Origin of the sequence: Stenotrophomonas sp. (assembly GCF_032056425.1) — a bacterium.
Taxonomy (GTDB): Bacteria; Pseudomonadota; Gammaproteobacteria; order Xanthomonadales; family Xanthomonadaceae; genus Stenotrophomonas.
Genome location: NZ_DAMBCN010000002.1, coordinates 141896 through 154882, shown reverse-complemented (window position 1 = coordinate 154882; position 12987 = coordinate 141896). Strand labels below are relative to the sequence as shown.

General features: G+C 63.8%; 12 protein-coding genes. All 12 read left to right on the top strand.

Annotation, left to right across the window (positions count from 1 at the left end; genetic code table 11):
• Positions 1 to 41 precede the first annotated feature (41 nt).
• The 12 genes from RTY46_RS02170 to RTY46_RS02115 all read left to right on the top strand — a co-directional run bounded on the left by RTY46_RS02170 (position 42) and on the right by RTY46_RS02115 (position 12987).
• A complete protein-coding gene (locus tag RTY46_RS02170; protein ID WP_312706460.1) occupies positions 42 to 887 on the top strand; it encodes a CPBP family intramembrane glutamic endopeptidase in 846 nt (281 codons plus the stop codon).
• A 69-nt stretch (positions 888 to 956) separates the two neighbouring features.
• Positions 957 to 1763, top strand: a complete 807-nt coding sequence (locus RTY46_RS02165) for a M48 family metallopeptidase (protein ID WP_312706459.1) — start codon at positions 957 to 959, stop codon at positions 1761 to 1763.
• Between the two features lie 131 nt (positions 1764 to 1894).
• Positions 1895 to 3082, top strand: a complete 1188-nt coding sequence (locus RTY46_RS02160) for a tetratricopeptide repeat protein (RefSeq protein WP_312706458.1) — start codon at positions 1895 to 1897, stop codon at positions 3080 to 3082.
• Between the two features lie 255 nt (positions 3083 to 3337).
• Positions 3338 to 3895, top strand: coding sequence for a TonB family protein (locus RTY46_RS02155; RefSeq protein ID WP_312706568.1), 558 nt, complete (start codon positions 3338 to 3340; stop codon positions 3893 to 3895).
• Between the two features lie 92 nt (positions 3896 to 3987).
• Entirely contained in the window at positions 3988 to 4749 is a 762-nt protein-coding gene (exbB, locus tag RTY46_RS02150; RefSeq protein WP_108747910.1) for a TonB-system energizer ExbB, read from the top strand.
• Positions 4750 to 4806: 57 nt separating this feature from the next.
• Positions 4807 to 5232 (top strand): biopolymer transporter ExbD, encoded by a 426-nt coding sequence (locus RTY46_RS02145; RefSeq protein ID WP_312706457.1) that lies wholly within the window; start codon positions 4807 to 4809, stop codon positions 5230 to 5232.
• A gap of 3 nt (positions 5233 to 5235) precedes the next feature.
• Positions 5236 to 5649: a biopolymer transporter ExbD gene (locus RTY46_RS02140; RefSeq protein WP_312706456.1), complete on the top strand. Its 414-nt coding sequence runs from the start codon at positions 5236 to 5238 to the stop codon at positions 5647 to 5649.
• 147 nt (positions 5650 to 5796) lie between these two features.
• Positions 5797 to 7257 carry a cardiolipin synthase gene (gene cls / locus RTY46_RS02135; protein ID WP_312706455.1) on the top strand — a complete coding sequence of 487 codons (1461 nt, stop codon included), beginning with the start codon at positions 5797 to 5799 and terminating at the stop codon, positions 7255 to 7257.
• 40 nt (positions 7258 to 7297) lie between these two features.
• A complete protein-coding gene (locus tag RTY46_RS02130; protein ID WP_312706454.1) occupies positions 7298 to 7564 on the top strand; it encodes a hypothetical protein in 267 nt (88 codons plus the stop codon).
• Between the two features lie 9 nt (positions 7565 to 7573).
• A complete protein-coding gene (locus RTY46_RS02125; protein ID WP_312706453.1) occupies positions 7574 to 8317 on the top strand; it encodes a pyridoxine 5'-phosphate synthase in 744 nt (247 codons plus the stop codon).
• Between the two features lie 209 nt (positions 8318 to 8526).
• Complete coding sequence (locus RTY46_RS02120; RefSeq protein WP_312706452.1) at positions 8527 to 9639, top strand: PA0069 family radical SAM protein; 1113 nt, start codon at positions 8527 to 8529, stop codon at positions 9637 to 9639.
• A gap of 144 nt (positions 9640 to 9783) precedes the next feature.
• Complete coding sequence (locus RTY46_RS02115) at positions 9784 to 12987, top strand: DUF6531 domain-containing protein (protein WP_312706451.1); 3204 nt, start codon at positions 9784 to 9786, stop codon at positions 12985 to 12987.

Sequence of the window (12987 nt, the reverse complement as noted above, 5' to 3'; positions counted from 1 at the left end):
GGGAGGCGCGCCGGCCATCGCCCCTTGACCACAGGTACCCGATGTCCGCTTCCGCTCCGGTTTCCGCACCGCCGCCGGTTCCCCCGGCGTCTGCCGCACCCCGCGCCTCCTCGCCGCTGGCCGGCTTCTTCATCGATGTGGGCATTGCCGCGGTCGTGCTGTTCGGGCTCAGCCTGATCAGTGGCATGGTCTGGGGGCTGGTACGCACCGTGTCGATCAGCGTTGCCAATGCCAAAGCCGGTGGCGAAGCCGCCGACGCCGGTGCGCTGGCTGCCCAGCTCGGCCAGCCCGGTGCGTTGGCGCAGGTGCTGATAGCGCTGGTGGCCACCGGCGGCGCTGCCCTGCTGCTGTATTTCTGGCGGCGGCCCGCCCATGCGGCTGAACGTCAACAATCGCTGCAGGCCCTGCGTCGTCCCGCCACCTGGGGCTGGACCCTGCTGGTGGCGACGGCGATCGTGATCGGCAGCAATGGCATCGCCTTCCTCGCCAAGCAGCTGGGTGTGGAACCGGTGCCCACCAACCTGCACCTGATGCAGACCGCGGTGGCCCAGTTCCCGGTATTCCTGACCTTGTTTGCGGTGGTGCTGGCCCCGGCCTATGAAGAACTGCTGTTCCGCCGCGTCCTGTTCGGGCGCCTGTGGCAGGCCGGCCGCCCCGGGTTGGGCATCCTGCTGAGCAGCCTGGCCTTTGCCCTGATCCATGAAGTCCCTGGCACCAGCGACAATGGGCCGGCCGAAATCGCTCAGCTGTGGTTGGTCTATGGCGGCATGGGCGCTGCGTTCTGCTGGCTGTACAAGCGCACCGGGACGCTGTGGGCGGCCATTGCGGCGCACGGCCTGAACAACGCTGTGGCGCTGGCTGCGCTGGTGTTTTTCGGCGCGACGTAACGCCGCGCCCGCTTGACGAAAGATTAAGCAGGCCCGGTACACACTGCCTGCATGAACACGGGGGATTCCATGAAATCACTGCTGCTCGCCCTGCTCATCACGTTGCTGGTTGCGTCCTGCGCAACCACCACCTCGCCCACCGGCCGTCGACAGATGGTGGGGGGCGTTTCGCAGGCCCAGCTCGATCAGCTGGGCGCGCAGGCGTTCGCCGAAACCAAGCAGAAGGAAAAGATCAGCACCGACGGTCGCCAGAACGGCTACGTGCAGTGCGTGGTCAATGCGCTGGTCGCCCAGCTGCCCGATCAATACCGTGGCGTACGGTGGGAGACGGCCGTGTTCGTCGACAAGGAACCCAACGCCTTTGCCCTGCCCGGCGGCAAGGTGGGTGTGAACTCGGGCATTTTCACCGTAGCCAAGAACCAGGATCAGCTGGCCGCCGTCATTGGCCATGAGATCGGCCACGTGATCGCCCGCCACCACGAAGAGCGCATCACCCGGCAGATGGGCGCGCAGACCGGCTTGGCCGTGCTGGGGGCTCTGGCTGGCGCTTACGGTGGCGACGGCGCCGCCAGCACCGTGAACCAGCTGGGTGGCATGGGCGCGCAGGCAGCATTTCTGCTGCCGGGTTCGCGCACCCAGGAAAGCGAGGCCGACGTGATCGGCCAGCGATTGATGGCCCAAGCCGGCTTCAACCCCGCCCAGGCCGTGGATCTGTGGCAGAACATGATGGCCGCCAGTGGCGGACGCAGCCCGCAATGGCTGTCGACCCACCCCGACCCGGCCAACCGTATTCGTGAACTGCAGCGTGATGCCCCCGCCCTGGCGCCGGTTTACCAGCAGGCCCAAGCCGCTGGACGCCGGCCAAAGTGTGGGTGAGTGCGCAGATTCATGCTGTACTGCAGCACATAAAACGATTTCTCATGCCATCCGTTTCTGATACGTTTGGCGGCTCAGATTTTTCTGACAGTCCGACTTTGCCGCTCCGGGCGGTTCGATCGAGGTGAACGATGATTTTCCGTAACCACAAAGCTGTGCTTTCCGTCCTGATCGCCACTGCCCTGACCGGCGCTGTGGTCACCGATGCGTTCGCGCAGTCCTCGCGTTCGTCCGAGCGTGGCAACCGCGGCGGCAAGCAGGCCAAGGCCGAAGTCCTGTACCCGAACGCCACCCGTGAGGAGCCGAAGGAAAAGGCGTCGGCGAAGATGGGCAAGCAGCTGCAGAAGCTGATTGACAGCTACAACGATCAGAAGTTCCCGGAGACCCTGCAGGTTGCCGGCGAGATCTTGGGCAACAGCGCGTCGAACAACTACGACAAGTCGTTGGCTGCGCAGCTGGCGTCGCAGGCCGCCTACCAGAGCGATGACACCCCCGCTGCCGTCGGCTACCTGAAGCAGGCGCTGGAGCTCAACGGCCTGGACAACAACGGCCACTTCCAGTCCATGCTGATGCTGGGCCAGCTGCAGCTGCAGGAAGACCAGACCGCTGAAGGCCTGGCCACCCTGGACAAGTACTTCGCCGAGAGCAAGTCGACCAAGCCGGAAGAGCTGATCGCCAAGGGCCAGGCGCTGTACCAGCTGGAGCGTTACCAGGAAGCGATTCCGGTTCTGCAGCAGGCCATTGCCGCTTCGCCTGAGCCGAAGGACAACTGGAACCAGCTGCTGATGGCCTCCCTGGCCGAAGCCGGCCAGACCGGCGAAGCGGTGAAGACCGCTGAAGCGCTGGCGGCGAAGAATCCGAACGACAAGAAGGCGCAGCTGAACCTGGCCAACATGTACATGCAGGCCGACCAGATGCCCAAGGCCGCCGCGGTGATGGACAAGCTGCGCAGCAGCGGCCAGCTCACCGAAGAGCGCGAGTACAAGCAGCTGTACTCGATCTATGCCAACACCGAGAACAAGGAAAAGGACGTCATCGCGGTCATCAACGAAGGGTTGCAGAAGGGCATCCTGAAGCCGGACTACCAGGTTTACCTGGCGCTGGCCCAGTCCTACTACTACTCCGACCAGGTCCCGCAGGCGATCGAGGCGTGGCAGAAGGCTGCCCCGCTGTCCAAGGACGGTGAGACCTACCTGAACCTGGCACGTGTCCTGCATGCCGAAGGTCGCATTCCGGAGGCCAAGCAGGCCGCCCAGCAGGCGCTGGCGAAGGGTGTGAAGAACCAGGCTGATGCCAAGAAAATCATCAACCTGAAGTAAGTAGGAATAACGCCTGAATGCCTGCGAGATTAATGCGCAGGCGCTCAGGATTGGTATAAGCTTGGAGGTTCCTGCGGTGTCATGCACCGCTGATCAGGGATCCCGCCCCCCGGGACTCCGGCCCCACTATTGAGCTCTTGGCGCATGACGGAACAACTAGTCGTTCACCGGTACGAACAACCCGATGACAAGGGGCTGAGCTGGCCTCGCATCGTCGGTATCGCGTTTGTAATCGCCCTGCATCTGGCCGCCTTCATGATGCTCCTGATCCCCGCTGTGGCCCCCAAGGCCGTGGCCGAGAAGGAGCGCAACGTCATGGTGACCATCGTCGACGCGCCGCCGCCACCGCCGCCGCCGCCGCCGCCGCCGCCGCCGCAGGATACTCCGCCGCCGCCGGTGAAGAATCTGTCGCCGCCGAAGCCCTCGCCCGTCCCGCCGCCGCCGCAGGCGCCGGTCGTCGATGTGCCGGAGCCGCGCCCGAGCGATATCGTCACCCCGCCGTCGCCTCCGGCGCCGCCGGCACCGCCGACGACGATCGAGGCCAGCGTCGACATCTCGTCGAAGGCCATGAATCCGCCGCGCTACCCGCCGGCCGCTTTCCGCGCTGGTATCCAGGGCGAAGTGATCCTGATCATTGATGTCGATGCCAACGGCAACGTCACCAATGTCACGGTGGAAAAGTCCAGCCGTAACCGCGACCTGGACCGTGCTGCGATGGAAGCCGCGCGCAAGTGGCGTTTCAACGCCGCTGAATCTGGCGGTAAGAAGGCTGCTGGTCGCGTCCGCGTCCCGGTCAACTTTGCGCTGAACTGATGCGAGCGGGTGGCTGCGGCCACCCCCTCCTCCGGTTCGATTGTCTAGCTTAGCTACACCCTTTATCACCACACACAACAAAGGTAAGCGTCATGCTGCAGGAAATTTTCATCGCCGCTGCTGCCGGGGGCAATCCGTCCAACGCCCTGTCGCAGATGGGCTTCGAGCACCTGATCCACGAAATGACCACCAAGCCGGGTGATTTCGCCGTTTCCTGGGTCGTGCTGCTGACCCTGGTCGTCATGTCGGCCATGTCCTGGTACTGGACCGTCATCAACATCTTCCGCGCTACCCGCCTGAAGAGCGCTGCTGACCGCGTCGTCAGCCTGTTCTGGGATACCCCGAACGCGCAGGACGCCATCCGTGCGATGGAAGAACAGCCGGCTTCGGAGCCGTTCTCGAAGATCGCCCTGGACGCTGCGCAGGCGGCTGCCCACCACCAGCGCGCTGAAGGCGGCGCCACCGGTGGCCTGGGTGAAAACCTGAGCCGTTCGGAGTTCGTCGACCGCGCCCTGCGCCAGGCCGTCACCCGCGAAAGCAACAAGCTGCAGTCGGGTATGACCCTGCTGGCCACCGTCGGTGCAACCGCTCCGTTCGTCGGTCTGCTGGGTACCGTGTGGGGCATCTACGGCGCGCTGATCAAGATCGGTGCCACCGGCTCCGCTTCGATCGACGCCGTTGCCGGCCCGGTGGGTGAAGCGCTGATCATGACCGCGATCGGTCTGTTCGTCGCAATCCCGGCCGTGTTCGCCTTCAACTTCTTCAGCAAGATCAACAGCGCGACCATCAGCAAGTTCGATACCTTCGCGCACGACCTGCACGACTTCTTCGCCACCGGTTCGCGCGTCCGCTAATTGCGACGCGCTGTACCCAGCGAGAACGTAGTCAACACGATCTAGACGGAGCCCGTTATGGCTTTCAGTAGTGGTAACAGCGGCGGCCCCATGGCCGACATCAACGTTACGCCCCTCGTGGACGTGATGCTGGTGCTGCTGATCATCTTCATCATCACGGCGCCCCTGATGTCCCACAAGGTCAAGGTGGATCTGCCGGAGGCCAATCTGGTCCAGAAGCCGGACGACACCAACGACCGCAAGGGCCCCATCACCTTGGCAGTCAAGGAAGACGGTTCGATCTACTGGAACGACGAGGAAATCACCAAGCAGACTCTCGAGTCGCGCCTGGCGACCGCCGCCCAGCAGACCCCGCAGCCGCCGCTGAACCTGCGTGGTGACCGCACCACCAAGATGCGCGTCATCAACGACCTGACCAAGGTCGCGCAGGAACAGGGCATGCTGGACGTCGGCTTCGTCGCGACCAAAGAAAAGGGGCAATAAGCCATGGCATTCAGTAGTGGTGGTGGCAAAGGCCCCATGGCTGACATCAACGTGACGCCCCTGGTGGACGTGATGTTGGTTCTGCTGATCATCTTCATCGTGACCGCGCCGATCATGACCTATCCGATCGCCGTGGACCTGCCGCAGCGCGTGCTCAACCCACCGCCGCAGCTGGTCGAACCGCCGCCGCCGATCGAACTGAAGATCGACGCCAGCAACCAGGTCTCGTGGAACAACAGCCCGATCAGCACGCACGATCTGCAGCAGCGGATGGAACAGGAGGTCCAGCGTGACCCGACCAACCAGCCCGAACTGCGTATCGACGCAAGCCCGGATTCCGAGTACGACGTGATGGCCAAGGTTCTGGCCGCCGCGAAGAATGCTCAGATGAAGAAGATCGGCTTCGTGCAGCAGTAATACGCAATACCGCAGCACAACAGTCATGACGCGACTGCAGACGCCCCTGGAGACAGGGGCGTCTTTTTTGTGCCCGGGGGTCAGAGCCCTTTCCTGCAGAAAGGCCTCTGACCCCATCACCACGCGCCCGCCCGCTATGATCGGCGCATGCTCGCCCTCTTCGATTCCCTGCGCGTCTGGCTGGATGGCATCGCCCACCTCGGCACGATCCTGGCCGTGGCCTATCTGCTCTACCTGCTGGCGCTGGCCGGCTGGATCATGCTGCAGAAGCGTGAGCCGGTCGCCACGCTGAGCTGGATCCTGTCGCTGGCCCTGCTGCCCTACCTTGGCCTCTTCATCTACTACCTGCTGGGCCCGCAGAAGGTGAAGCGGCAGCGCCTGCGCCGTGGCCGCGCGCGCTCGGGCATGGAGCACTACAGCGATGTCTGCCCGCCCGATGCCGGCTGCACCGAACTGGCCAAGGTGGCCCAGGCCACTACGGGCCTGGCGCCCAGCACCGCCACCGAAGTGACCTGGCTGGTGGATGGCGCGGCCACCTATGCGGCCCTGCTTGAGGCCATCGCCCAAGCCCGCGACCACGTGCATCTGGAGTACTACATCTTCAGCCCCGACCATGCCGGTACCGCGCTGCGCGATGCCCTGGTCGAGCGTGCGCAGGCCGGCGTGCAGGTGCGCCTGCTGCTCGACGCGGTGGGCTCCTCGTCGTTGCCGCGGCGCTTCCTGCAGCCACTGCTGGATGCCGGTGGCGAGGCCATCTGGTTCCATCCGCGGCAGCTGCTCAAGCCGTTCAAACGGCCGTGGTTGAACCTGCGCACCCACCGCAAGCTGGTGCTGGTGGATGGCCGCCTGGCGTTCACCGGCGGCATCAACATCACCGACGAAGAAGACGAAAGCCGCAACCCCAACGCCTACCGCGATCTGCACATGCGTATTGCCGGCCACGTGGTGCGCAGTCTGCAGCTGGTGTTCGTCGAAGACTGGCTGTATGCCAGCGGCCAGGAACCCTCGCGCTTCGATATCGCACGGCTGTGGCCGGCCGACATGCCATTGCGGGGCGACGGCAGCATCGATGCCCAGGTGCTGGTGTCCGGCCCCGATTCGGGCTGGGAGACCATCCATCGCCTGCATGTAGCGGCCATCCAGGAAGCGCGCGAGCGGGTGTGGCTGGTCACCCCCTACTTCGTGCCCGGTGAGGCCGCACGCATGGCGCTGACCTCGGCCGCGCTGGGCGGGCTGGACGTGCGCCTGCTGGTGCCGAAGATGAGCGACTCCTGGTTCGTCACCCAGGCCGCGCGCTCATACTTCGACGAACTGCTGCATGCCGGGGTGAAGATCTACGAATACGGGCCGCGCATGCTGCATACCAAGGCCTTCATTGCCGACGACGATGTCTGCATCGTCGGCAGCGCCAACTTCGACCACCGCAGCTTCCGCCTGAACTTCGAGCTGTCGATGATGATCAGCGACAGCGACCGGGTGGCTGAGCTGGCGCAGCTCCTGCAGGCCGAATTCAACCGCGCGTGCCGTGTGCAGAATCAGGAGGGCCGTTCGCTCTGGCTGCACCGCCTGCCCGAGGCGTTCGCGCGGCTGGCCTCGCCGCTGCTGTAACGCGGCGCTACACTGCCGCGTAACCTGCGGGAGATCGCACATGTACTGGTTGTACCTGCTGCTGGCGCTAGGCTGTTTCGCCTTCGCCCTGAAGACCCCGCACATGGGGCTGATGTCGCTGGCCCTGCTGGCGGCACTGGCCCTGCTGCTGGCCTGGGTACGGGGACGCTACGTGGCCCGCTTCGGCGATCTGCAGCGCGACCCGTCCACCTTGGTCGACGCCGACCAGGTGCGTCGGCTGCGCGAGCAGGCTCCACAGGGGCACGCCCCGCGCGACCCGCACGATCCCCCTTCCCCGACCCCGTAGTTCCGTTCCATGACCCAGCTCAGCGTCAACGTCAACAAGATCGCCGTCCTGCGCAACTCGCGTGGCGGTGCCGAACCGGACGTGGTGCGCGCCGCCCAGGCCTGCCTGGATGCCGGTGCACACGGCATTACCGTGCACCCGCGCCCGGACCGCCGCCACATCACCGCCGAGGACGTACTGGCGCTGTCCACGCTGACCCGTGCCCGCGGCGTGGAATTCAACATCGAAGGCAATCCCTTCGCCCCGCCGCGTGAGGGCTATCCCGGTCTGTTGCCGCTGTGCGCCCAGACCCGGCCGGCACAGGCCACCCTGGTACCCGATGGTGATGGCCAGATCACCTCGGATCACGGGTTCGACTTCGAACGCGACGGCGAACGGCTGCGCCCGCTGGTGGCCGAGCTGAAGGCGATGGGCTGCCGGGTCAGCCTGTTCGTGGATGCCGGCAACCCCTTGCTGGAACAGGCCGCCGCCGTGGGGGCTGATCGCATCGAGCTGTACACCGGCCCCTATGCCGAAGCCCACGCCGCCGGTGACGCCCGCGCCATGCTGGAGCTGTTCGCCAGCGCCGCACGCCGCGCCCAGGCGGTCGGCCTGGGCGTGAACGCCGGCCATGACCTGTCGCAGGACAACCTGCGCGACTTCCTGGCCGCGGTGCCGCAGGTGCTGGAAGTGTCCATTGGCCATGCGTTGATCGGCGAGGCGCTGTACGACGGTCTGGACGCCACCGTGAAGGGTTATCTGGCCCTGCTGTAACCGCCGTCGCAGTTGTTGAGACCGCCGTGGCTCAGGCTTCTGGATCGCCACGGCGTTGGGCTGCGCCTGTCCCGTGGAACCTGTGGATAACCTTGGGGTCAACCTGCATCCGGATTCGCCTGTACGCCTACAGCGACGTGAATTCCCGCCGCTTGCGCCGCCTGTGGTTAGCAATAATACTAACTTCCCAGCAACGGCCGGAGGGCGACATGCAACACCTGCCTCTCAAGGCCCACGCCGCCATCAAGGGCCGTGGCTCCACCTCGCACCTGGTCGGCCGCTTTGAAAGCACGGTCAGCGAGGCCATCGATGACGGCTGGGCGCCAGACCAGAGTGACGAATTCAGCGCACCCCGCCTGCGCACCGAAGTGCGTGCGGAGACTGCGCGCAGCATCATCAGCCGCAACACCTCCCCCGATGTAGGCTTCAGCCAGTCGGTGAACCCCTACCGCGGCTGCGAGCACGGTTGCTCGTACTGTTTCGCGCGGCCCTCGCATGCCTATCTGAACCTCTCGCCGGGCCTGGACTTCGAAACCAAGCTGTTCGCCAAGACCAACGCGCCGCAGCTGCTGCGCAAGGAGCTGGCGAAACCGGGCTACGTACCGCAGCCGATCGCGCTGGGCATCAACACCGATGCGTACCAGCCGATCGAACGCAAGTTGAAACTGACCCGCCAGCTGATCGAGGTGATGCTGGAAACGAAGCATCCGTTTTCGCTGATCACCAAGAACGCGCTGGTGGAGCGCGACATCGATCTGCTGGCACCGCTGGCGACGGAAAACCTGGTCAGCGTGCATTTCTCGGTGACCTCGCTGGACCCGCACCTTTCGGCGAAGCTGGAACCGCGCGCATCGGCACCGCATGCACGCCTGCGTGCGATGAAGCGGCTGCACGAGGCCGGCATTCCAGTGGGCGTGATGGTGGCGCCGGTGATCCCGTGGATCAACGACAGCGAGCTGGAGGCGGTGCTGGAGGCTGCGCATGATGCCGGCGCCAGCACTGCAGGCTACGTGCTGCTGCGCCTGCCGCTGGAAGTTGCACCGCTGTTCCGCGATTGGCTGGACACCCATCATCCCGATCGCGCCGCGCATGTGATGAGCACCATCCAGCAGCTGCGCGGCGGCAAGGATTACGACAGTCAGTTCGGCACGCGTATGCGCGGCCAAGGTGTGTACGCAGAGCTGCTGAGCAATCGCTTCAAGCTGGCGCGCAAACGCCTGGGCTTCAACGCGGAGAACAGCCATTGGCCGAAGCTGGATTGCAGCCGGTTCCTACGCCCGCTGCCGCCGCACAAGGATTCGCTGCAGGGGTCGTTGTTCTAGGAAGCTACGGGGCGTATGGAGATGACGCCGCGTTGAGGCCAATTGCAACACGTGAAAGAACCGTTACATTTAGTTAAAATGAACCAATTGTTAACGGTTCACACGTTGTCTAGCCTGCAACGAATACCACGGAAATGGAAGAGCATGACGCTCCTGAAGACACGTATGTCGCTGTCCCTTGCTTTGCTTCTCACCCACTTGTCCTTGTTCGGTGCCGGCGCCAAGACGCCGCCGACGGACTTGGAGCGAATCACGGTCAAGCCGCCAGTCGCGGACTTTGAATACCCCCTGTGGTGGTCGATCGATGGAGGCATGCAAGGCGGCTTCGATGACGGCATGGGCGGGGGCGGCGGTTCATTTCCGACCGAAACCGCGAAGGAGCAGCCGACCGATGACAAGGAGAAGGACTGCAATGGCCGCAAGGGCAATCCCGTCGTGCTTTACAGCGGCAACAAGGTTGAACCAGAACTTGATTTCGCCAGTCAGGGCGAAATGGGCCTGTTTCTGCAGCGCAACTACAATCACTACTGGAGCGCAACCGGACTGTTCGGCAATCACTGGCTGAGCAACTTTGACTATTCACTCGCGTTCACCGATGCAAATCAGCTGGCGTGGGTGCAACGGCCCGACGGTCGCCGCATCAAGTACCTCAAGGATCCGACCAGCGGTCGCTGGTATGAGGACAAGGCCCAGCCCATCGCGTATCTCTCCGCTAACGGCGATGGCACGTTTGCGCTTCGAAACGAAAACAACGGCACGGAGACCTACAACGCGGAAGGCTATATCACCCGCCTCAGCAATGAGCAGGGCGTGAGCTGGACGTTCTCCTATGCTGACCGCTACCTGCAGAAGGTGACCCACTCCTCGGGACGCAGCATCAACTTTGGCTGGGCCAACGGACAGGTTACCCAGGTGACCGATCCGGCCGGCAACATCTATCGCTACACCTATACGCCCAATGTGTTCGGGAACGGCCGTGGCCGGCTTGCCAGCACGACGCTGCCAGGCACACCCGCAACGACGATCAGCTACCACTACGAAGATGCCCGCTTCCCGGGCGCCCTGACCGGCAAGTCCTTTGACGGCGTGCGCTATTCCACTTTTGCGTACGACGCTGAGCGGCGCGCCGTCAGCACGGAACACAATGGCGGCATTGAGCGATTCCGCTTCAGCTATGCCGTGCGCAGCACCGAGCCGGTGCTTCCGCCCCCCGCGCCAACTCGTCCGGGCGGTGTCCGTGCCGATGAAGAGCGGGGATGGTGCGAACAGCGTCCCGGCGGTTCGCGCGTCTGCTACCAGCCGCGCTCGCTGCCTGTCGACTCGTTGCCGATGGAGAGTGCCCTCGGCATGACGGCCGCCGCTGCGCCGGGACCTACGCGCCCCGTCGACATTGATGTCACTGTGATCAATCCCCTTGGTCGTAGCACCACCTATACGTTCAAGGACGGAAAGATGGTGTCGACCAAGGGCGATCCGTCGCCGAACTGCCCTGCCAGCTACAAGGAGCAGAGCTATGACGCCAACGGATACCCTGATCTGGTCCATGATTTCCAGGACAACCTGACCAACTTCGACTACAGCGCGCAGGGCTACCTGCTGAAGCGGGTGGAAGCTGTGGGTAGCTCGGCTGAACGCACGACCCTGCAGGAATGGGATACCACGCGGAACCGACTGCTCAAGACAACGGTGGTGGGTGATCTTGAAATTGCCTACACCTATGACGATCGCGGAAACGTGGCCAGCGCAACCGAGCGCAATCTGACGACACGTGGGGTGCCTAGCCAGACGCGGGTAACCCGCACCACCTATACCTATCACGCCAATGGATTGAAGGCCTCGATCAAGGTAGACGGTCCACTTGCGCAGGATGACGTTACCTCTGTCTTCAATAATCAGGGCGATCTGACCAGCGTCACCAACGCACTCGGTCACACGATCACCTATTCCAACTACAACGGATTGGGCTTGCCGGGGCGCGTCGTCACTGCGAACGGTGGCGTGCGGGAGCTGACGTATGACGGTCGTGGCCGCGTCGTGTCCGACAGAACCAGTTCGGGAACCGGCTGGGCGACCACGGCCATTGGATACAATCCTGCAGGAGACATTGCCTCGCTCACCCAGCCCGACGGCGTGACAGTACGCTACGGCTACGATGCAGGACGCCGCCTTATGCAGGAAGTCCGCTCGCTGGGAGACGGTACGTGGGCGTGGACCCGTCATAGCTACAACAACGCTTCCAATCGTACGCGTACCGAGGTTTCACAGACCGACTATCCGATCGATACGCTGGTCAAGGGAATGATTGACGAAATCACCCATGACGGGCAGTGGAACTGGTTTGCTCGAGGCTGGGCCTGCTCCACCGGATCGGCCGGATCCATCCAGGTGGATGGCTACGCCGAAGGCAACGTCTACCTGGGAAGCACCCAGGCAAACCTTGCCAGCGAGCCAGGGGTAGCTGCCGCCTGCCAAGCCTCAGGCAGTGCATACAGATACCAGCTGCCGATATCGCTTGCCCAGAGGCAGCAGCTGGGCGGTCGCAAGTTCTCCATCTACGGTGCATCTCCGAAGGGAGCACAGCACAACCAAGCGCTGGGCAACTCTGGCAACTTCGCCATTCCCACGGCAACGATCATCGGAGACGTCGCAGGGGTTACCAACGACGCGAACTGGAACTTCTCCGTGCAAGGATGGGCATGCTCCGTGGGCGTCAACGCGGCCACTACCGTACACATCTATGCGGGAGGGCCGGCAGGCGCTGGTACGTACCTTGGGAGTGTCACTGGCACACTGGTTCCCAACGACGACGTAAAGGCCGCATGCCAATCACAAGGGGCGTATTGGTTTGGCTTTGCGTTGGACTCCAATATGCGCAGTGCACATGGCGGAAAGCCCATCTACGTCCATGGCATCTCGCCCTCGGGCCAGGCTCATCTGCTGCTCAATCGCTCGGGTACGTTCACGGTTCCCGCAGTAGTGCGCAATGCCGAAGTCGTTGGCGCGTCGGCCTATCCGTACCAGATCTTCAATGGCGGCTCCTCAACGTTGATTTTCGAGTTCCGCAATTCAAGCAATGTGGTCTGGAATCCAGGCGATACCTACCTCGCGTTCGGCCTCAATCAGCCCAACGAAAACATCGCACTCTCCGCGCCGGTGCCGCCCGGGGGCGTGGCCAGGTTCAGCCGCAGCGTGGGACCGAATAACCCTGGCAGCGGGAACCGAACGTTCTCGTACGTGGCGAGAATGGCGTCCGGTGGCGTGGCCTGGGGCGCGGAAGCAAACGTCTTCCTGTCGGTTGAGAACAACAAGGGAAGTTGCGGTCGCGTCGTCTGCGAACGCCCTCGGTAA